The sequence below is a fragment of the Aequorivita lipolytica genome, from assembly GCF_007997135.1.
Classification (GTDB): Bacteria; Bacteroidota; Bacteroidia; order Flavobacteriales; family Flavobacteriaceae; genus Aequorivita; species Aequorivita lipolytica.
In genome coordinates this window covers 354,570-374,084 of record NZ_VORU01000001.1, presented here as the reverse complement: position 1 = coordinate 374,084, position 19,515 = coordinate 354,570, and the positions used below count along the sequence as shown (strand labels likewise).

Below are 19,515 nucleotides of genomic sequence, written 5' to 3'. Positions count from 1 at the left end.
TTTTACATTTTACATTTTTCGGTTTTACATTTTTCGGTTTTTTTACTTTCCTTTAAAATTCGGTTTTCTTTTGTTCACAAATGCATCAACACCTTCTGCATAATCTTCGCTTTGGGCAGATTCTATTTGAAGTTTGCTTTCCAAATTTAATTGTTCTTCCAAAGAATTGTTCATCGAATTATTCAATAATCGTTTTGTCAAACCCAATGCCTTTGTGGGCATATTTGCCAATGTGTTTGCAATGATATTTACTTCTTCAGAAAAATTTTCTGAAGAAACTACTTTGTAAACCATTCCCAGTTTTTCGGCTTCTTCGGCAGAAACTTTATCGCCCAGCATCATCAAAGCCGAAGCTTTTTGAAAACCAATAAGTCGCGGCAAAAAGAACGTTCCAGCACTGTCAGGAATCAATCCTATTTTACTGAAGGCTTGAATAAAACTTGCGTTTTCCGATGCAATTACAACATCACAAGCTAAAGCAATATTTGCTCCCGCTCCGGCGGCTACGCCATTAATGGCGCCAATTACAGGTTTTTCAATACTTCGGATTCGAGAAATGATTGGATTGTAATGTTCTTCAAGGATTTTTTTAAAACCCGGATTCAAATCTGGGGAAGTAACCTCTTTTAAATCCTGTCCGGCGCAAAAAGCTTTTCCACTGCCAGTGATTACTATTGCCCGAACTTCAGGGTTTTTTTCACAGGCATCAAGTTCTTTTTGAAGCAACAATGCCATTTCGCGATTGAAACTATTAAAAACCTCGGGCCGGTTCAAGGTTAAGGTTGCTATTTTGTTTTCTATATGGGTGGTTATAGTCATATGTATTTATTTAGCTTTACCCCTTCCGTACCCAACGAAAAAGTCGGGGCCAACTTCCCCTGAAAAAGGGGAAGGAACATTGGGAGTTTAAAGTTAATTTTAAGCTTTCTCATATCTCATATCTAAAATCTAACGTCTATTTAAGACATTTAAAATAATCAAAAGGTTCTAGGCAATCGTCGCATTTAAAAAGTGCTTTACAGGCCGTGGAACCAAATTGACTTACCAAATGCGTGTTTGTGCTTTGGCATTGTGGACATTTTACGAGTTTTTTACTATTTAATAAAACATCAATATCGTTTGATTCTGAAAGCGGACGCGCAATGCCGTATTCTTCCATTTTTTGCAGACCTTCTTCGGAAATCCAATCACTGCTCCACGCTGGCGAAAGTACCAATTCGACTTTTGCTTGCTTCCCTATTTCTGAAAAAGCCTTTTTTAAATCGTCGCCGATAACGTCCATTGCTGGGCAACCTGAATAGGTTGGCGTTAATTTTATATAAATTATTCCATCTTTTTCAATTGCTTCGCGAATTACGCCCAAATCCAAAACAGTAAGCACGGGAATTTCCGGGTCTGAAACGGATGATAATGTTTCGACCAAAGAACTATCGATATTTAAATTTTCAATTTTCAATTAGCAATACTCAATTTTCAATTTTTCTTAGCTTTTGCGGTTTGAATGCTTTTCGCGAAAATTGCAGTCAATTCTTCGCACTCTTTTAAGCATTTTTCAGCTTTTTCGATTTCCTTTATAAGTTCTGCTCCAATTTAGATTTTAAGATTTACTCTCGATTCTTTCAATTCTTTTAAAACTATTCCCATTTTATGGGTAAAATCCTTTGCAGATTCTGCTCCTTGCACTTCTCCATAATTTAGTGCAGCTCCTGTTGCTGAACGGATAAGCTGTTTAGACAAATGGTCTATCGCATAATTATATTCCACTTTAGTAAAAATTTTAATGCACAAGATTGCAAAGCCAATAAGTCTATCTTCTAAATCAAATTTCTTTTCCATAATTCATTTTTTAATTGAACATTGAAAATTGTTAGTTGAACATTGAGCATTGCCTACCACTGCATATTGGGATAAGTACGCTGCATATATTGCAAATCGGCCAAAATATAGCCCATATGTTCGCTGTGAACTCCTTCTTTTCCACCTTTAGTGAAATATTTATTTTCGGGAACAGTGAGCGTGGCTTCTTTTAAAACTTCAGAAACTTCTTTGTAATATTTTTCTTTGAAGGTTGAAACATCAATGCCTATTCCTTCTTTTGCCATAGCCTTTTCAGCTTCCGTCATAAAGAAAAGTTCATCCGTAAAACGCCAGAGATCATTTATTGCTTCTTGCATTTTTTGGTTACTTTCCTCAGTTCCGTCGCCCAAACGTTTTACCCAATCGCTTGAAAATCGTTTGTGGTAGCTTACTTCCTTTATTCCTTTTTTTGCGATTGCTGAAAGTGTTTCATCCGGACTGTTTTGCAATTTTTCCATCAACATTAAATGATAGACATCAAATAAAAATTGTCGCCCAATTGTATATCCAAAATGTGTGTTTGGTTGTTCAACAAGCAAACAATTCTTGTATTCCCTTTCAATTCTTAGGAAAGCGATGTCGTCTTCGGTCTTGTCTTCACCTTTTAACTTGGCGGCATATTGATAATAACTTCGTGTTTGACCGAGCAAATCCAAAGAGATATTGGTTAGCGCAATATCGGTTTCCAAACTGGGGCCGTGACCGCAAAGTTCACCCAAACGCTGCGCTAGGATTAGGGAGTTGTCGGCGATTGTTAGGATGTAGTTGTATAGATTGCTCATTTTAAAAGTTTGAAATCGAAACTGAAATCGAAATCGAATTTATTAGTTATATTTTTTAATAAGTGTAACGACGATTATAATAAGTTCGTCATTTTCATTTTTTACTGAAGTAACTGCATTGATATCAATAAGTCCTGCATTGATTTGAATGTTTAAATTTCTAAGTGACTCACGTAATTCTTTCAATGAAATTCTAAGTTTGTTGGCTCGATCTTTGTCAGAACCGGCTCCTTCAAATTCGCCGAAGTTTAGTGCAGATGAACAGGCTGATCTTATAAGTTGCTTTGCTAAATAATCTGCGGCAAATGAGTTCGGTTGTGTTTTGAAAAGAATAACAACTGAAGCAGCAAAATCTTCAAAACGACTATCTAAATTATAATTTTTCATCAAATCATTTTTTTTGATTTCGATTTCGATTTCAGTTTCGATTTCATTTACATGTGTTTCACCTCGTCAGGCAAATCATAAAAAGTGGGATGACGATATACTTTATCTTGGGCAGGTTCAAACATTTCACCATTATCTGCAGGATTTGAAGCAGTAATATTTTTGCTTTCCACCACCCAAATGCTCACGCCTTCGTTTCTGCGAGTGTAAACATCGCGGGCATTTTCCATTGCCATTTCGGCATCAGCAGCGTGAAGGCTTCCGAAGTGACGGTGCTCTAATCCGTTTTTACTGCGTACAAATATTTCCCAAAGGGGCCAGTTTTTTTTCATAAACAAAGTATTGAGTAGTTAGTATTTTGTACTGAGTTATTCATTATTTCTCTAAAGATTTAATTAATGCGTAATTCATTTTTTTTACTTCTATTACTTCTTTAAGAATAGGTTCTACCAGATTTTCAGATACTAAATTAAGTTTGTGTGAAAGTATTAACTGAGTAAAAAGCTCATAGGCTGAACCATTTGCAATGCTAATAAAGTTTTTAAATTCACCTTTTGTAATTCTCCCTGCACCTTCTGTGATATTTGACGGAACAGAAACGGCACTTCGCCGTATTTGACTTGTCAATCCGTATTTTTCTTCTTTTGGAAATTTTGAAGATAATTTATACGTTTCAACCGCAATGTCCATTGCTTTATTCCAAACTTTTAAATCATTCAATACATTCATAATCGTAAAGTTCTAATTACTAATTTCTCAATACTCAATACTTACTTAACTTGCTTTAGCTACTTTTTTGTTTGCATTTTTTTCAGCGTGAGCCATTGCGGCATCACGGACCCATTCGCCATTATTCCATGCATTTACACGGGCATTCATTCGCTCTTTGTTGCACGGACCGTGACCTTTTACAACTTGCCAGAATTCGTCCCAATCAATTTCGCCGAAATCGTAATGTCCGGTTTCCTCGTTCCATTTTAAATCTGGATCGGGAACAGTAATTCCCAAAAGGTCTGCTTGTGGCACTGTTTGATCTATAAACTGTTGACGTAATTCGTCATTACTTTTTCGCTTCAATTTCCATTTCATCGATTGCTCTGTGTGAACTGATTCCGCATCGGTTGGTCCCAACATCATCAAACTTGGCCACCACCAACGATTTAGCGCATCTTGCGCCATTGCTTTTTGCTCTTCGCTGCCACGGCAAAGGGTTAACATAATTTCGAATCCTTGGCGTTGGTGAAAACTTTCTTCTTTACAAACGCGAACCATCGCTCTAGCATAAGGCCCAAAGGAAGTGTTACAAAGCGGCACTTGATTAATAATCGCAGCGCCATCAACCAACCAGCCCACTGCCCCCATATCGGCCCAAGTTACTGTTGGATAATTGAATATTGAGGAATATTTTGCCTTTCCGGAATGCAATTGTTCGTAAAGTTCATCTCTGGAAATTCCCAAAGTTTCACAAGCAGAATACAGATATAATCCGTGCCCGGCTTCATCCTGAACTTTTGCAAGCAATGCCGCTTTTCTTCGCAATGAAGGCGCTCGGGTAATCCAGTTTCCTTCGGGAAGCATCCCTACAATTTCAGAATGGGCGTGCTGGCTCATTTGCCGAATATGTGTTTGACGGTATTTCTCTGGCATCCAATCTTTCGGCTCTATTTTTTCGTCGCGCGCAATGCGGGCTTCGAAAACTTCTTCGAGATTCTTTACTTCTTTTTCGCTCATAACCTATTCTTTTATTATTACAGATGAAGTGTTTTCAGAAACTTCAATCATAAATTTAATATTTCCTCTATTTACGCTATCAATCATTGGCAGAATCTCTTTCATAATCTTCAAAAGATTTTCGTTTGAGATATTTCCCAAATCAATCTTTATCAATTTCTTCGGTTTCGAATTCAATAAAAATGAATTTCTAAAATCCTGATCCTTGGTTATTAAAATGAGATTATTTTTATCTACATAACGTATTATTTCATCGTCGGTTGTATTCCACTTTCTTAGTATTCTACTTTATGTGTTCACATTTATAGCCTGAATCTTCAATTGATTTTGCTATTTTTATAGAAATATGAACATCACATAAAAATTTCATCTAACTCGCTTCAAGAATTGATTTTCCCGATACAGATAGTTTGGCATATTGCAAACAAGCGTGAATATCTTCTAATTCAAGTTCGGAATGATCCGAGACGATTTCTTCCTTACTCATCCCCGAACTCAACATATCTAAAATAACCTCTACAGGCCAACGCAAATTTCTTACCACAGGCTTGCCGTGGCAAATCTTTGGGTTGATTGTTATTCTATTTAATGCTCCTTTTTCGCTCATAATATTATTTTATATAGACCTACAAGGTTTTTGAAACCTTACAGGAAGATTCATCATACATCAAAATCTACTTTTACTTTTTTGGAAGTTGGAACACTTTGGCAACTCAACACAAAGTTTTGTGCCACTTCCTTTTCTTCCAAAGCGTAATTTACTTTCATTTCTACACTGCCTTCTAAAATTTGACATTTGCAAGTGCTGCAGACGCCGCCTTTACAGGCGAATGGCAAATCTGCACCAGCGGCTAAGGCGGCATCGAGAATATTGTCAAAATCTTTTGTCATTGTAAACTGGAACTCTTTTCCACCATCCACAATAGTTATTTCAACACCTTCAACATTTTGCTGCGCCAAACGTTCGGCGCGTTTTTTATCTTCTTCGGTTAATCCTGTTACGAACAATTCAAAATGAATCAATTCTTTTGGCAAGCCAGCTTCAATTAAATAGTTGCTCACGTAACTCACCATTTCCTCGGGACCGCACAAAAACACTTCGCTGGTATCAGGTATATCGATAAAGGTTTTGGTTAAAACCTCCATCTTTTCATCATCAAAACGACCATTCAGAAGTTCAATATCGCGGCGCTCTTTAGTTAAAAAATAATAGATTTCCAGCCTTCCAAAATATTCGTTGCGCAACTGTTCCAAAGCTTCTTTAAAGATAATGGATTTCGCCGTTCTATTCACATAAAACAGCTTGCAAGTTGCATTTGGCTCCAATGCCAAATGTGTTTTAATCATTGAAAGTACTGGTGTAATTCCGCTTCCGGCCGCAAAAAACAGATAGTTTTTTTCCTTGTCTGGTTCAATTTCAACCCCAAACATTCCACTGGGTTCCATGATTTCAAGCGTGTCTCCCGTTTTTAATTCTGAATTTACAAAGGTTGAAAAAGTACCACCGGGAATCACTTTTACGGCAACCTTCCATTCATCATCTACCGGACTGGAACACAAACTATAGGAACGGCGGGTATCTTCGCCATTTATATCAGCTTTCAAAGTTAAGTGTTGACCTTGGCGGAAGTGGAATTCTTCGGCCAATTCTTCAGGAACGTCAAATGTGATTACCGAACAATCGTCGGTCTCTTTGTAAACGTTCTTTACTTTTATTTTATGAAATTTCGCCACGTGTTTTTGTCGAATTAGGTTAACAAAACTAACGCTTGTTAGTTAGAATTGCAAATTATTAACTTTGTGATAAATTGCCCCTCACACAATACCCTTTATCAATACCGAAACCATATCTTTTTTCAGAATATTCACATCCAATTTTCCGCGTTTTTGATACCACAAATAAAGGGTTCGCAGTGTAGAAAGTATTGAAAACAGTATTACTTCGGGATGATATGGTTTTATTTCACCCGCTTCAATTCCTTGTTTTATGATCCTTCGGAAATTTTCTTCGTAATCTTCCCGCATTTTTACAAACGCCTTTAAATCTGTTTCCTCCAAATGCATCCAATCGTTATTCAAAGCGGCAAGTGCATCGGAATGGTTTACCGTTATATCTATGTGAAGCTCGATTACTTTTTCAACTTTTTTAATCGCCGAACTGTTTTCAGCAACCACGTTTGTCATTCCCTTTGTAAATTCCTCAGCAACTTTTAAAATAATTTCCGAAAGTATTTCCTGCTTTCCGTTAATGTGATTGTAAAGACTCGCAGCCTTAATATCCATTGCCGTGGCGATGTCGCGCATAGAAACTGCTTTATAACCTTTTTCGTTAAAGAGGCGAGCTGCGGTTGTTATTATTTCTTCTTTTCTGGAAATTGCTTTCATTGTTGATGCAATTTACAAAACAAGACCCAATTACCCCTTCCGTCTTTTAAAATCTAAAAAGATTTTAAATCCACTTTGCATTCCTCTAGGTCGTGCCTCCATCGTCGGATGCAAGTGAAAAAGAGGAAATACCCCTTCCGACTTTTTTGCGGAAAAGCAAAAAAGCCACCGTGCATTCCTCTCGGTCGTGCCTCCCTCGTCGGATGCAAGTGAAAAAGGGGAAGGAGCTGTACGTTTTCAAAACAAAACTCAGTACTTTTGATAATTATGGAAAGCAAGATTGAAACCAACGAATTGTTAGACCGGTTACCACCGCATTTAAAACAGTACATAAAGCCACAGAATTATGAGCAATATACGCCCATAAACCAAGCCGTTTGGCGTTATGTAATGCGAAAAAACGTGGATTATCTGGCAAAGGTTGCCCATGAAAGTTATTTGGGAGGTCTTAAAAAAACCGGTATTTCCATAGACGAAATTCCATCCATGTACGGAATGAACCGTATTTTGAAGGAAATTGGTTGGGCAGCAGTTGCGGTTGACGGATTTATTCCGCCCAACGCTTTTATGGAATTTCAAGCGTATAAAGTGCTCGTGATTGCCAGCGATATCCGCCAACTTGAAAACATAGAATACACGCCTGCGCCAGATATTATTCATGAAGGTGCCGGACACGCACCTATTATCGCCAGTCCGGATTATGCTGAGTATTTGCGACGTTTCGGGGAAGTGGGCGCAAAAGCTATTTCCAGTGCGCACGATATTGATATGTATGAAGCCGTTCGTGAACTTTCTATTTTGAAAGAAAGCCCCCACCCGGCCTCCCCCGAGGGGGGAGATGAAAATATGGCGCTAAATAGCCATCTTCTAAAAATTGAAATAGCCGAGAACCGCGTTGAAGAACTTCAAAACAAAAAAGTGAAACCTTCCGAGATTTCTTTGATTCGAAATTTGCATTGGTGGACTGTGGAATACGGAATGGTCGGCACGGTTGAAAATCCGAAGATTTATGGCGCAGGGCTGCTTTCTTCCATTGGCGAAAGCGTTTGGTGTATGAAAGATGAAGTGAAGAAAATTCCCTATTCCATTGAAGCGGCCTATCAAGATTTCGATATTACAAAACCACAACCGCAACTTTATGTAACGCCAGATTTTGCTTATTTACAGGAAGTTTTGGAAGAATTTGCAAATACAATGGCTGTTCGAAAAGGTGGATGGCGCGGATTGAAAAAACTTATAAAATCAAAACAACTTGGCACTATTGAAATTAGTACCGGACTTCAAATAAGCGGTCATTTTTCTCGAATGATCAAAAACGAGGACAATGAAGTGGTTTATTTTGAAACTGAGGGAGAAACCGCACTTAGCTATCGCGAAAAAGAAGTGATTGGCCACGGAATACTTCGGCATAGAAAAGGATTCCGTTCGCCTTTGGGGAAATTGAAAGGCATTAATTTATCTATTGAAAATATGGGGCCGCGCGATTTGCAGGCGTATAATTTTTATGACGGAAAACCTATTGCTTTTGAGTTTGAAAGCGGAATAACCGTAGCAGGTTTGAACGTAACCGGAATGCGAAATTTAAGAGGAGAATTGATGTTAATTCAATTTACAGAATGCACCGTAAAATATAAAAACGAAGTATTGTTTTCCCCAGAAATGGGCGATTTTGATATGGCCGTGGGCAAGGAAATTGCTTCAGCATTTGCGGGTGCAGCGGATTATAATTCTTTTGATTCGGTGAACCACGTTTCCTCAAGCGAGACTATTCGTGTGCAGCTTTCGGAAAAAGAAAGAGAGTTGAATTCACTTTATAAAGAAGTTCGGGAGATTCGGGAAGAACATCCTCCCCTAACCCCTCCTTCGAAGGAGGGGGACAGATTAGAAGTAATTTTTAAAACTGTAAAAGAAAACCATTCAACAGATTGGTTGCTTCCGTTGGAAATTTATGAATTGGTTGCACAAACTGAATCAGATTTTTCCGAAGAAATCTTGAAACATCTTTTACATTTGAAGCAACAAAAACCAAAAGTGGCACATTTGATTGATGGTGGGTTGGGGCTTATTGAAACTTCGGCTTCGCTCAGTGTCCAAAATAAAGATTAATTAAAAAGTTGCCCGACTTCTCGGGCAGTAAACATGGGACTATTTGATTTTTTATTCGGAAACAAAACAAAGAAGATTGAGGATTTTAAAAGCCGCGGTGCCATCATCGTTGATGTGCGCAGCAAAGGCGAATATGAAAGTGGAGCAATTCCGGGTTCCAAAAACATTCCGCTTCAAAAGATATCTTCAAAAATGGGCGAAATAAAAAAATGGGACAAACCCGTAATTACCTGTTGCGCTAGCGGAATGCGCAGTGCAAGCGCCGCGACCATTTTAAAAAGCAGCGGTGTAGAAGCGATGAATGGTGGTGGTTGGTTCAGTTTGAGCCAGAAACTTTAGTCCCACCCCTAACCCCTCCCAAAGGGAGGGGAATAAATATTTAAAATATTCAATCGATTGAATTTCAGTTTTTTGTAGCTTTATACAACCAACCAAAAAATCTGAAATTATGTATCATTACAAAGCAAAAATTATCGCCGTTTACGATGGCGATACAGTTACGGCTCTAGTAGACCTAGGGTTCCTTCACACTCAGGAAATGAAACTTCGTCTTTATGGCATAAACACTCCAGAAATTCGAGGAGAAGAAAAAGAGCAGGGTATTATAGCCCGAGATATTTTAAGGGAAATGATACTGGATAAAGAAGTGCAAATTCGCTCTTATAAAGATAAACAGGGAAAGTACGGCCGTTATCTTGCAAACATTATGCTTGGAGATCTAGATGTAAATATTTGGTTGGTAGATAATGGATACGCCACGGAATATATGTTATAATTTCAACTTCTTAAAGTCTTGTTCTTTTTCAATTGGGTTTCCATTATACTTTAAAGTCCAACCCATAGAATTGGTTAAAATATAAATTTTCTGAAGTTCTGAAATCAAACGGTTTTCAGCATTCGTGCGAAGTTCCGAAGCCTCTATTTTTTTTCGAAGCGATTTTTCAACGCGTTGTTTTATTTTGTTGTAATCTGAAGCCGTGAACTGATTCAAATAATCTTGGGTAACATCGTAATACTGAATATTTGGGTTTATGGAAAGCTCGGGTTCGGGAATATTTGTGATAGTTACGGTTTTGGTGGCTTCATCAACTTCGGTATTCACTTGGCTTAAATCATACGCAATCGTTGCTTTCGCATTTACAACAATCAATGCTTTTTTTCGGGCATCGAACAGGCCGTACATTAAATCTTTGCTGTCATTATAACTGAAAACCTGCGCATAACTTCCTTCGGTAACAATTAGTTTGCCCACGTTTTTAAGTTCTTTTTGAATGAGGGCCGTATTTGCTTCCAAAGTTTCACGGGTATCCTTCTGGTTTTCACAATAACGCAAACCAAAAACGATTACAAAGGCAATTACAATTCCTAGGAGGATGTTTCGCATAAAGTAGATATGAGACCGCTGCGCTATTAGATTTGAGATATTAGACTTTTAGGGCTACGTAATTATGTGTCAAAAGTAAAGATTCTTCGCTTGCAATGACGTTTACAAATCATATTTTATAACGAACATTACAATACGTGGCAACACAAAATACTGCGAAGTAGTATTGAATTGATCATTAAAACTGTCATTGTTTATGGATTTGGTATCCAAAATATTGGTCGCACGCACTGAAAATTCCCAAGAACTCTCGCCGTGCTGATAATATAAATTTGCATTGAAAAAGGAATAACTGTTTTCAATAGTTTTGGCGTCGTTAGTGTATTTATAATAATCCCACTCCGCAAAGAAATTGAAATCTTTCAAAAACCGAATATTCACATTTGCATACGGACGATTTGTAAAAAATGTTTGGGTCGAGCCACCATTGTCGTAATCATTACTGATAAAACGGTAGCCCACTTCAAAATTTGGAAAGCTTTTGAAATTACTTTGTACACTGGCGTTATAGTTCTGCGTAAGACTTTGGCTTTCCTGTATTTCATTATTTATAGTATTGTTTGTTTTGGTTAAAAACACAGCGGCATCCAGCTTAAACTGAACTTTTTTTATGGTTTTGCTGAATCTCCCCACTGCTGAAAATGTTTCGTCTGGGAAGTTGCTATCAAAATTCAAAGGGCTACTCACTTGATTGATGCCTACCAATTCAGTATTTGCTTTAATGGCATCAATTCGGCGGGTGTAGCTTAAATTCCCGCCAATGTTTGTATAATTGAAAAGATTAAAACTGAAATACGTTAAATTATAACTGTGTGAAAGCGAGTTTTCCAGCTCCCTATTTCCTCGGAAAAGACGATTGTAGTTATTGAAAACATAGGCTTGGGCATAATTGTTTACATCGCTGTACTCTGAAGTGATAGCATAGTTGAATCGCAAATTTTCGCTTTTCTTCAATTCCAAAACCACATTCATATCTGGCAAAACCATCCAATCGTTCTGAGTTGCAGTCGTTCCCAATTGCTCGTTTTTTAAATTGTAATTGTGGAGCGTAACGCCCGGAGTGAAAATGAATTTCCCGCTTTTCAATTTATAATGAAGTCCGAAAAAAGCATCCGTAAAAGTATAGGTTACGTCGTTGTTGAAATCATTTTCAGTGAAATCATTTCGGTTACCATTATCCAAAATCTGAAAAATACTAGAGTTGAATTTTTGGTTACTATAGGTAGTTCCAATCGTAAAATTAAGATTACTAACATTGTTCAAAACATAATAATAATCAACCTTTGCATCCAGCTTATTACTTTTTACGGTTTTGTTTTGATTGACACTGTATCGGTCAGATTGTTCCAATGGATCAAATGTATCCGAATCACTATTGAAAGGATCCAGCGGATTTATAACTGTAAAAACACCACGAAACGGAATGGAATCCTGCACCGCTTGGTAAAACGGATCTTCGTTTTGATACAAATGCTGCACTTCTGCTGCGAAAATGTTCTTATCGTTTAAAGTAAAATAAGCATTCGCCGTTTGATTTATTGAAAATGGCTTGTTCTCCTTCACTTCGGAAATGTCGTTTTGGTTTCCGCCAACAATAGAAATTGTGGCATCATCCTCGGTTTGCTTCGAAGTTTTGATCAGCGCATCATAATCCAGCTGAAAGTTTGTATTTGGCTTGTAAGTGCTGCTCAGTTTCAGCATTGCCAATTGGTTGCGCTGATCATTGCTGGTATTTGTGTTTTCAGTAATTCCAGTCAAAATATATTGACGAATGCTATTGTTAACAATGTTCGTTTTGTTGTCGCTCAAAATTCCAAAGCCGCTTATATCCAGTTTTTCATTTACCGCATAACTGAAATTTCCGGCGACAAATTTCGCGTCAATACTTTTTGCACGATCGTTCTGTGAAACCGCAAATCCGAGGTCACTATCGCTAATTCTAAAATTGGTTCCACCGCCTTTGTTGAAATTTTTAAATCCACCAGTAAAGTTGAAATAATCCCTAAACGTAAACGGCACTTCCCCAATATTGTTGAAATCAGTAATTACATTTATGCTGTATTTCGGGCTGTAATAGAAAAGTTTTGGATGCACTAAATAGCGGCCATTTTCTTCACCGTATTCATCTGCCAATCCCGCTCCGGCTGTAACCTCCCCGAACCAGAAATTCTTCTTTCCTTCTTTTAATTTGATGTTTATCGCAACGTTATCGCGGTCGTTTCCAAGACCACGCATTTGATCCACTTCGTTGTAGTTGCGGAGCACTTCCACTTTGTCCACTGCATCTGCGGGAATGTTTTTGGTCGCAAGTTTGCTATCGCCGTCAAAGAAATCTTTTCCCTCAACCATTACTTTGGTAACGGTTTTACCTTCAACCTGTATTTCACCATCTTCGTTTACTTCAACTCCGGGAAGTTTTTTCATCACGTCGCCCAGTTTTCGTTCATCGCCATTTGTGAAGCTATCTGCGTTATAAACAATGGTGTCGCCTTTTACCGTAACTGGCATTTCATAAACAATTTCCACATCATCCAATCGGTTTTCTTGCGGATTTAAGATGAAATCCAAATCGATATTTTCGGCGTCGGCGGGAACATCTACTGTTTGTTCCTTAGTTTCATAACCTAAAAAACTAGCTCTTAAAATATAGTTATTTCCCTTGGGAAGATCTAATTGATAGCGCCCTTGGTAATTGGTAATGCCGTAAGATTCAGTTTTACCCGTAGCTTTTATACTGGCAATAACATTTGCAAATTCCAGCGGATTGCCGATGCTGTCTTTAATGGTACCCTTGACCTTAATGCTTTGTGCGGAAAGGGAAAATCCCAAAAAAAAGAGAACTAAACAAAGGATTTTGCACATAATTTTTATTTGGATTTTCAAAATATAGGAGGTAATAGATGAAAGTGATCAGGATTGAACCGCAAAATGTAAAAGGATAAAGTGAAACGTGAAAAATGGATAAAAACTCAAAGTGTAAAATTCAAAGATAATTTTAACCAATACTTTTAACTTTTACATTTATTATTTAAAATTTATTATTAAAAAAGCAGGAATAATAGAATTTTGAAAAAATTATTTATCCGCCAAATCCGCCGCCGCGGCGGCCATTGCCACCACTATTTCTAAAATTCTCGCGCAGCTCGTCTGTTTTTTCCTTTACTATTTTTACGTATTCGGCACGCGTTACTTCCTTTCCTTTTTTGGGGGGTTCAATTTTTTCGGCATCTTTTGGGTTCATCACTATTTTGGAGCACAAAAGGGTTGTTCTGTAAACGTTCAACTCCAAAATAAGTCCGGGAAGTCCCGCAAATTCGCCCGGGCCGTTGCTTACTGGGATTTGTGGTGTAAACCAAGCTGTAACTTCAATTTCCTTTGGAATTTCAATCATATCCATTGGGTCTTGCGGTTGGACGGAATCCTTTTTTACTTCAGCATTTTCCTTTCCTTCGTCATCTTTAGCTTTAGCGGCAGATGATTCTTTCTTTTTTGGACGCGCCATGCTGTAATCATTCGGATCAACCTTTTTCATTGCAGTAGCTTTAAAAGCGATGTATTGTCCAATTTGTTTTGACTCATTCGTTGTTTGCCAATCCAAGGTTTGGATGGAGTCTGTCACCAAAAATTGTTTTCCGAAGAATTCATTTTCCTCAACAATTTGGTTAGTTTTCAGGTTTTTATACTGGGCACCCGGCGTATAACTGCTCATCATCATTTTAAAACCGGGATTTACTGGACCTGCATCCAGCGTTTCCTGTTCTTTATAGATAGATTCGTATTGATTGAAAGTGAGAATATAGGTTTTCTCCAGTGCGCTTTTCATCATTTGGCCCACTGCCTTTTTCATTTCTTCAGACATTTCACCATTACCACCTCCAAATGCGTCGAGATCTACGGTGGTTTTGGATTCATAATAGGCTTGGCCGCTAATGTTTTGGGCTTTTATTCCGAAAGAAAACAGTAGTAGAAAAATAAAGATATATCTTGTCATAGGAATTTATTGATTGTTAAAGTCAAAGTTAAGATACTTTGACCAAAACGTTTAAAAATAGTTTAACTTGTTTGAACAAAAATAGTTGTTATCACTAAGACGAACCAAGTTATAATCTGTTACATTCTTTTTCGTTTAAATAAAACCTTCATTTTGTAACTTGCGGAATCTATGAAACAGCTCTTCCTTCTTTTATTGCTTATTTGCCAATTAAGCATTGCGCAAAGTCTCGCTCCCTTGAGCAAGGTTCCGCTTATTGCAGATAGGTTTATAGGTTTCGACAATTACAAAAACAGTTATTTCGTAAAAAATAGGGTAATCAATAAACAGGGTCCGGACGGCAATTTTATTTTCAATGATCTGCAATTGGGGCGGATTACTTCCGTAGATATTATAAATCCGCTGAAAGTGGTTGCGTTTTTTCAGGACACCAATACTGTTGTGATGCTGGATAACAAGTTGAACGAGATTGAGCGCATCAATTTTAACAACCTCCCACTGTTTTTGAACGTGAGCACTGCTACAAATGCGGGCAACAATAGCTTGTGGCTTTTTAATGTGGACACCCAGCAATTAGAAATGTACAATTACGGTTCGAAATTGCAGACTGTGGTTTCGCAACCCTTCCCGGGGAAACTGCTTTCACAGGCAAGTAATTTCAATTATTGTTTCACATTGACAGAAAAGAAACTTCGCGCTTTTAATATTTACGGAAGTATTTTGAACGAAGTACCTTCGGAAGGCTATGAAAAAATCATTCAACAGAATGAAAATTTGGTCGCTTTGAAAGAAAATTCACTATACTACATTCCCGATTTCGCGAAGCGTAATGATGCCATTTCCCGCGAAACCGTGAAGCTGTCATTCCCCGAAATAACAATTAAAGATTTGCAGCTTACCAATGATTTCCTGTATATTTATGACGGCGAAATTTTGCACACTTTTAAATTAACCCCACCAATTAAAGAATAACTATGCACGTTGCAATTGCAGGAAATATAGGTTCCGGAAAAACCACCCTTACCCGTTTATTGGCAAAACACTACAAATGGCAAGCCCATTATGAAGAAGTAGATGACAACCCTTATTTGGACGATTTTTACAACCAAATGGAGCGTTGGTCCTTTAACCTTCAGATTTACTTTTTGAACAGCCGTTTCCGCCAGATCCTTGAAATTCGGGAAAAGGAAAAAAGTGTAATTCAAGACAGGACCATTTACGAAGATGCCTACATCTTTGCGCCAAATCTACATGCCATGGGCCTAATGACTAACCGCGATTTTGAGAACTACCGTTCGCTATTTGAGCTAATGGAAAGCGTTACCGAAGGTCCGGATTTGTTGATATATTTGCGAAGTAGCATCCCGAATTTGGTAAATCAAATTCACAAACGCGGCCGCGATTATGAAAACTCTATAAGCATTGAATACCTAAGCCGTCTGAACGAGCGTTACGAAGCTTGGGTCCACGGTTACGACAAAGGCAACCTTATAATTCTGGATGTAGATAATCTAAATTTTGTGGACGATCCGGAGCATTTGGGTCAGGTAATCAACAAGATAGACGCAGAGCTTCATGGATTGTTTTAGCCCCCTAACCCCCAAAGGGGGAATTACAGAATTCAGATTAATCATAAGATTTAATTAAAACATTTCGTTTTAAAACAATTACTACTAATTTGTGAGCTAACTATTTATTTCCCCTTTGGGGATGAAAGGGGCTTATGGCATCACTCTACAACACAAAATTCTATCATCGCGACCTTTCTTGGTTGCGCTTTAACCATCGCGTGCTCCAGGAAGCGGCAGACCAAAGAAATCCGCTTTACGAGCGCATCAAGTTTTTAGCAATCTTTTCCTCAAATCTTGATGAATTTTTCCGTGTTCGTGTTTCAGACATTCGGCAAATAAAGAATATTGAAAAACCGCTTCGGAAAAAACTAATATCCAAACCCAATAAGGTTTTAAAAGAGATTAAAGAACAGGTTGATATTCAGCAAAATGATTTCGGAAAAATCTTTAATGAAGAAATAATTCCGCAGTTGGCGTCAGAGGGAATTCACTTGATTCGCCACGAAGATTTTTCGGAGGAACAAAAGGAAATTGCCACTACATACTACGAAGAGAGCTTAAAACAAATCACCGAAATTAGTTGTAATCCCTGTACGGAAGATCATTCTGTCTTTGTAAAAAATGAAAGACTCTATTTGGCGGCACAGACTGCGGAAGATGAATTTTTGATGGTGGAAATACCCGAAACAGAACCACGGTTCTTCGTGTTTCCTTCAGAAAGTGAAAAATCATTCCACATCACTTTTATTGATGATATTCTGAAATTCAATCTGCAAAAGGAGTTTTCGGAAAAAAGGGAAACGGCATTCCATTCACTAAAAACTTCCCGTGATGCGGAACTTTATATTGAAGACGAATTCTCCGGCAATTTGATGGAAAAAATAAAAGAAGCACTTCCCAAACGCGACACCGGACAGGCTACGCGGGTTTTGATAGACCCCGAAATGCCAGATCACTTCCGCGAAATTCTGAAAAAGGCGCTGGATGTAAACCATACTGATGTGGTTATGGGAGGACGCTACCATAATTTCAAGGATTTTATGCAGTTTCCAAACCCAACGCAGAAAAAGCTTTCATATAAAAAACTGCCACCGCTTCCCCACCCCATTCTGGCAAATTGCGAGTCTATTTTTGAAGTAATAAATAAAAAAGACCAACTGCTGCATTACCCCTATCAAAGTTTTGAACCAGTTATAAAATTGATGCAGGAGGCGGCAAACGATCCTTTGGTGACCACCATAAAGATGACTATTTATCGTGCCGCGGATGAATCTGCCCTAAACGATGCCATTGCCCTAGCTGCAAAAAACGGAAAAGATGTAACTATTTTTATTGAGGTGAAAGCACGTTTTGACGAACACAACAATTTAAAATGGGGTGCTATTTTCAGAAAAAATGGAGCACGCGTTATTTACAGTTATCCAGACATTAAAGTACACTCAAAAATACTTTATATTGAAAGGGAAGTTGAAGGCAAACCCAAGCGCTACGCATATATTGCCACAGGAAACTTCAACGAAAATACGGCGACCCTTTATACAGATTTCGGCCTGATGACTGCCCATAAAAAAATCACCAAAGATTTAAAGAAAGTGTTTATGGTTTTGGAGCGCGATATGATTGTGCCCAAAACCAAAAAACTGTTAGTTTCTCCTTTTTCTACCCGTGAGCGGTTCACCGCTTTAGTAGAAAAGGAAATAGAACTAGCGAATGAAGGTAAAAAAGGTTTGATTATTTTAAAAATGAACAGCCTGCAGGACGAAGGAATGATAAAGGAACTTTACAAAGCCAGCAATGCGGGAGTAGAAGTGCGATTGCTAATTAGAGGAATGTGTTCCCTAGTTCCCGGGATTGAAGAGCAAAGTGAAAATATTTACGTTACTAGCATAGTGGACAGGTTTCTGGAGCACGGGCGGTTGTATATTTTTGGAAATGACGGCGACGCACAAATTTATATTGGCTCTGCAGACTGGATGACACGCAATTTAACGCACCGCATAGAAGTGGTTGCACCTATTTTGGATGAAGATCACAAAAGAACTATTCTAGACCTTATAAACATAGAATTGGAAGACAACGTAAAAGCCCGCATTATTGATGCAGAGCAGAAAAACGAATATGTGAGAAATTCAGAAAAGAAGGTTCAGTCGCAGCTTGCTACTTATGAATACTTTGAGCGGATGCAATAAAAAGGACTTTTGGAACCACGACTTGAAAACAAAAGCATCTATAGACTCTAGTTTTCACCCATTTTTCAACTTTTTTTAGTCGTAGCAAAAAAATGACGCATTCTCGACTCTTTCTCGAAAACGAAAATTTTTCAGCTTAAATAAATTTCATCTGCTTTGCGTGTTCAATTGCAGCTTTGCTATTTTCAACTAATAATACAGGCACGGTTTCATAATTTTCAAAAAGGCCTTTTACACGTAGCATCCTCTTTTTGTGGTTTACGTTTCGCAAATAGATTGCGAGAATACGTTCAGGATGTGCTTCGGCAATTTCGGTATAAATATCTGGGTCGTGTTCGCCGCTATCGCCAATTAAAATGAAACGCAGCTCGGGATAGGTTTCCAGAATATTGATAATCTCCTTTTGTTTTTGCGGTTTTTCGGGTTTGTATTTTTTGGCGAAAGGATTCACGAAATCACGTAGAAGAATTGGGCCTTTCGGAAAATTGTTTTTCTCGAGGAATACTTCCAAATATCTGTAAAGATTCCACGGGCCGTGGCTTACGTAGAAAATTGGATTGTGGTCATTGCCCGATTTTCCATTTTTCAACTTTTCATAAAAATCTGCTGCACCTTCCAGCGGAATTCTTTTTTCGGCGCGTTTAAAAACAGTATTCTTCGCAACTTGCCATTTAAATCGGGAAGTAAGGCCTGTGTGCATAATGGTATCGTCAATGTCACTGATTAAACCGAATTTAGCAGTTTCGGACGGAATCATTACTTCACCAAAAAAAATATTATTCTCCTGAATTATTCTTTTGGGAAACTTTTCAGCAAAAGAAATTTCATACTTCAACCAGCCGTTTTCATCAATTAAAGGCAGCATATTTTCGATGGTTTCATCAATTAAAAAATAACCCTGCTCGTCGGTTTTGGTTTCAATTTTTCTTCCGTCGGGAAGTTTTAAAACTAGCGGTTCGTTTTTTACCAAATCGGTTTTGAAGCGTTTGTAGGTATTCCAAAGAAGATTGAAAAACCCTTTTTTTGAAAGGTCTATATTTTCATCTTCCAGAGCGCGGCCCTTTACATACAAATGGTTTGGTGTTCCGTAGCTTCGGAAAGTGATGATCTGGATTGGGTCTTTTTTGAACAT

The 19,515-nt window shown here is 38.0% G+C and carries 22 protein-coding genes; 6 read left to right on the top strand and 16 right to left on the bottom strand.

Going from position 1 to position 19,515, the window contains the following annotated elements:
- Positions 1–42 precede the first annotated feature (42 nt).
- From ESV24_RS01535 to ESV24_RS01485, 12 genes are all read right to left on the bottom strand, one after another.
- A complete protein-coding gene (locus ESV24_RS01535) occupies positions 43–819 on the bottom strand; it encodes an enoyl-CoA hydratase-related protein (protein ID WP_200829505.1) in 777 nt (258 codons plus the stop codon).
- A 136-nt stretch (positions 820–955) separates the two neighbouring features.
- Positions 956–1,456 carry a 1,2-phenylacetyl-CoA epoxidase subunit PaaD gene (paaD, locus tag ESV24_RS01530; RefSeq protein WP_111813750.1) on the bottom strand — a complete coding sequence of 167 codons (501 nt, stop codon included), beginning with the start codon at positions 1,454–1,456 and terminating at the stop codon, positions 956–958.
- Positions 1,457–1,590: 134 nt separating this feature from the next.
- Complete coding sequence (locus ESV24_RS01525) at positions 1,591–1,836, bottom strand: four helix bundle protein (protein ID WP_235003962.1); 246 nt, start codon at positions 1,834–1,836, stop codon at positions 1,591–1,593.
- Positions 1,837–1,889: 53 nt separating this feature from the next.
- The gene (gene paaC / locus ESV24_RS01520; protein ID WP_111813748.1) at positions 1,890–2,639 is read right to left on the bottom strand and encodes a 1,2-phenylacetyl-CoA epoxidase subunit PaaC; all 750 of its coding nucleotides are present in this window, start codon (positions 2,637–2,639) and stop codon (positions 1,890–1,892) included.
- Between the two features lie 42 nt (positions 2,640–2,681).
- Positions 2,682–3,026, bottom strand: a complete 345-nt coding sequence (locus ESV24_RS01515) for a four helix bundle protein (protein ID WP_111813746.1) — start codon at positions 3,024–3,026, stop codon at positions 2,682–2,684.
- Positions 3,027–3,073: 47 nt separating this feature from the next.
- Complete coding sequence (gene paaB / locus ESV24_RS01510) at positions 3,074–3,358, bottom strand: 1,2-phenylacetyl-CoA epoxidase subunit PaaB (RefSeq protein WP_111813744.1); 285 nt, start codon at positions 3,356–3,358, stop codon at positions 3,074–3,076.
- Positions 3,359–3,401: 43 nt separating this feature from the next.
- Entirely contained in the window at positions 3,402–3,755 is a 354-nt protein-coding gene (locus tag ESV24_RS01505) for a four helix bundle protein (RefSeq protein ID WP_111813741.1), read from the bottom strand.
- A 45-nt stretch (positions 3,756–3,800) separates the two neighbouring features.
- Positions 3,801–4,757: a 1,2-phenylacetyl-CoA epoxidase subunit PaaA gene (gene paaA / locus ESV24_RS01500; protein ID WP_111813739.1), complete on the bottom strand. Its 957-nt coding sequence runs from the start codon at positions 4,755–4,757 to the stop codon at positions 3,801–3,803.
- 3 nt (positions 4,758–4,760) lie between these two features.
- Entirely contained in the window at positions 4,761–5,039 is a 279-nt protein-coding gene (locus ESV24_RS15570) for a DUF5615 family PIN-like protein (protein WP_160110580.1), read from the bottom strand.
- 88 nt (positions 5,040–5,127) lie between these two features.
- Entirely contained in the window at positions 5,128–5,364 is a 237-nt protein-coding gene (locus tag ESV24_RS01495; RefSeq protein ID WP_111813737.1) for a DUF433 domain-containing protein, read from the bottom strand.
- Positions 5,365–5,417: 53 nt separating this feature from the next.
- Positions 5,418–6,491, bottom strand: coding sequence for a 2Fe-2S iron-sulfur cluster-binding protein (locus tag ESV24_RS01490; protein ID WP_111813735.1), 1,074 nt, complete (start codon positions 6,489–6,491; stop codon positions 5,418–5,420).
- An 81-nt stretch (positions 6,492–6,572) separates the two neighbouring features.
- Entirely contained in the window at positions 6,573–7,142 is a 570-nt protein-coding gene (locus tag ESV24_RS01485) for a TetR/AcrR family transcriptional regulator (RefSeq protein ID WP_200829504.1), read from the bottom strand.
- A 267-nt stretch (positions 7,143–7,409) separates the two neighbouring features.
- Between ESV24_RS01485 and ESV24_RS01480 the strand changes: the two genes are divergently transcribed.
- The 3 genes from ESV24_RS01480 (at position 7,410) to ESV24_RS01470 (ending at position 10,023) form a co-directional block, all read left to right on the top strand.
- Complete coding sequence (locus ESV24_RS01480; protein WP_111813733.1) at positions 7,410–9,248, top strand: aromatic amino acid hydroxylase; 1,839 nt, start codon at positions 7,410–7,412, stop codon at positions 9,246–9,248.
- A 33-nt stretch (positions 9,249–9,281) separates the two neighbouring features.
- Positions 9,282–9,587: a rhodanese-like domain-containing protein gene (locus tag ESV24_RS01475; RefSeq protein ID WP_111813731.1), complete on the top strand. Its 306-nt coding sequence runs from the start codon at positions 9,282–9,284 to the stop codon at positions 9,585–9,587.
- Positions 9,588–9,696: 109 nt separating this feature from the next.
- Positions 9,697–10,023, top strand: a complete 327-nt coding sequence (locus ESV24_RS01470) for a thermonuclease family protein (RefSeq protein WP_111813729.1) — start codon at positions 9,697–9,699, stop codon at positions 10,021–10,023.
- On the opposite strand, the gene ESV24_RS01465 is transcribed toward ESV24_RS01470, so the two are convergent.
- The 3 genes from ESV24_RS01465 to ESV24_RS01455 form a co-directional block, all read right to left on the bottom strand.
- On the bottom strand, positions 10,018–10,632 hold the full coding sequence (locus ESV24_RS01465; RefSeq protein WP_111813727.1) for a DUF4230 domain-containing protein: 615 nt from the start codon (positions 10,630–10,632) through the stop codon (positions 10,018–10,020). The genes ESV24_RS01470 and ESV24_RS01465 overlap by 6 nt on opposite strands.
- Before the next feature lie 102 nt (positions 10,633–10,734).
- Positions 10,735–13,494, bottom strand: a complete 2,760-nt coding sequence (locus ESV24_RS01460; RefSeq protein ID WP_111813725.1) for a TonB-dependent receptor — start codon at positions 13,492–13,494, stop codon at positions 10,735–10,737.
- A gap of 217 nt (positions 13,495–13,711) precedes the next feature.
- Positions 13,712–14,623 carry a GLPGLI family protein gene (locus tag ESV24_RS01455; protein ID WP_111813723.1) on the bottom strand — a complete coding sequence of 304 codons (912 nt, stop codon included), beginning with the start codon at positions 14,621–14,623 and terminating at the stop codon, positions 13,712–13,714.
- Positions 14,624–14,794: 171 nt separating this feature from the next.
- Here ESV24_RS01455 and ESV24_RS01450 point away from each other — a divergent pair, with 171 nt between their 5' ends.
- The 3 genes from ESV24_RS01450 to ppk1 all read left to right on the top strand — a co-directional run bounded on the left by ESV24_RS01450 (position 14,795) and on the right by ppk1 (position 18,383).
- Positions 14,795–15,595 (top strand): hypothetical protein, encoded by an 801-nt coding sequence (locus ESV24_RS01450; RefSeq protein ID WP_111813721.1) that lies wholly within the window; start codon positions 14,795–14,797, stop codon positions 15,593–15,595.
- Between the two features lie 2 nt (positions 15,596–15,597).
- Positions 15,598–16,212: a deoxynucleoside kinase gene (locus ESV24_RS01445; RefSeq protein ID WP_111813719.1), complete on the top strand. Its 615-nt coding sequence runs from the start codon at positions 15,598–15,600 to the stop codon at positions 16,210–16,212.
- A 134-nt stretch (positions 16,213–16,346) separates the two neighbouring features.
- Positions 16,347–18,383 carry a polyphosphate kinase 1 gene (ppk1, locus tag ESV24_RS01440; RefSeq protein WP_111813717.1) on the top strand — a complete coding sequence of 679 codons (2,037 nt, stop codon included), beginning with the start codon at positions 16,347–16,349 and terminating at the stop codon, positions 18,381–18,383.
- Positions 18,384–18,519: 136 nt separating this feature from the next.
- Here ppk1 and ESV24_RS01435 read toward each other — a convergent pair whose 3' ends face one another.
- Entirely contained in the window at positions 18,520–19,515 is a 996-nt protein-coding gene (locus ESV24_RS01435; RefSeq protein WP_170227847.1) for an App1 family protein phosphatidate phosphatase, read from the bottom strand.

Coding starts and splice junctions, on each gene's coding strand:
- ESV24_RS01535 (WP_200829505.1), bottom strand. CDS start 819: ATGACTATAACCACCCATATAGAAAACAAAATAGCAACCTTAACCTTG.
- ESV24_RS01525 (WP_235003962.1), bottom strand. CDS start 1,836: ATGGAAAAGAAATTTGATTTAGAAGATAGACTTATTGGCTTTGCAATC.
- paaC (WP_111813748.1), bottom strand. CDS start 2,639: ATGAGCAATCTATACAACTACATCCTAACAATCGCCGACAACTCCCTA.
- ESV24_RS01515 (WP_111813746.1), bottom strand. CDS start 3,026: ATGAAAAATTATAATTTAGATAGTCGTTTTGAAGATTTTGCTGCTTCA.
- paaB (WP_111813744.1), bottom strand. CDS start 3,358: ATGAAAAAAAACTGGCCCCTTTGGGAAATATTTGTACGCAGTAAAAAC.
- ESV24_RS01505 (WP_111813741.1), bottom strand. CDS start 3,755: ATGAATGTATTGAATGATTTAAAAGTTTGGAATAAAGCAATGGACATT.
- paaA (WP_111813739.1), bottom strand. CDS start 4,757: ATGAGCGAAAAAGAAGTAAAGAATCTCGAAGAAGTTTTCGAAGCCCGC.
- ESV24_RS01495 (WP_111813737.1), bottom strand. CDS start 5,364: ATGAGCGAAAAAGGAGCATTAAATAGAATAACAATCAACCCAAAGATT.
- ESV24_RS01485 (WP_200829504.1), bottom strand. CDS start 7,142: ATGAAAGCAATTTCCAGAAAAGAAGAAATAATAACAACCGCAGCTCGC.
- ESV24_RS01480 (WP_111813733.1), top strand. CDS start 7,410: ATGGAAAGCAAGATTGAAACCAACGAATTGTTAGACCGGTTACCACCG.
- ESV24_RS01475 (WP_111813731.1), top strand. CDS start 9,282: ATGGGACTATTTGATTTTTTATTCGGAAACAAAACAAAGAAGATTGAG.
- ESV24_RS01470 (WP_111813729.1), top strand. CDS start 9,697: ATGTATCATTACAAAGCAAAAATTATCGCCGTTTACGATGGCGATACA.
- ESV24_RS01465 (WP_111813727.1), bottom strand. CDS start 10,632: ATGCGAAACATCCTCCTAGGAATTGTAATTGCCTTTGTAATCGTTTTT.
- ESV24_RS01460 (WP_111813725.1), bottom strand. CDS start 13,494: ATGTGCAAAATCCTTTGTTTAGTTCTCTTTTTTTTGGGATTTTCCCTT.
- ESV24_RS01455 (WP_111813723.1), bottom strand. CDS start 14,623: ATGACAAGATATATCTTTATTTTTCTACTACTGTTTTCTTTCGGAATA.
- ESV24_RS01450 (WP_111813721.1), top strand. CDS start 14,795: ATGAAACAGCTCTTCCTTCTTTTATTGCTTATTTGCCAATTAAGCATT.
- ESV24_RS01445 (WP_111813719.1), top strand. CDS start 15,598: ATGCACGTTGCAATTGCAGGAAATATAGGTTCCGGAAAAACCACCCTT.
- ppk1 (WP_111813717.1), top strand. CDS start 16,347: ATGGCATCACTCTACAACACAAAATTCTATCATCGCGACCTTTCTTGG.
- ESV24_RS01435 (WP_170227847.1), bottom strand. CDS start 19,515: ATGTTCAAAAAAGACCCAATCCAGATCATCACTTTCCGAAGCTACGGA.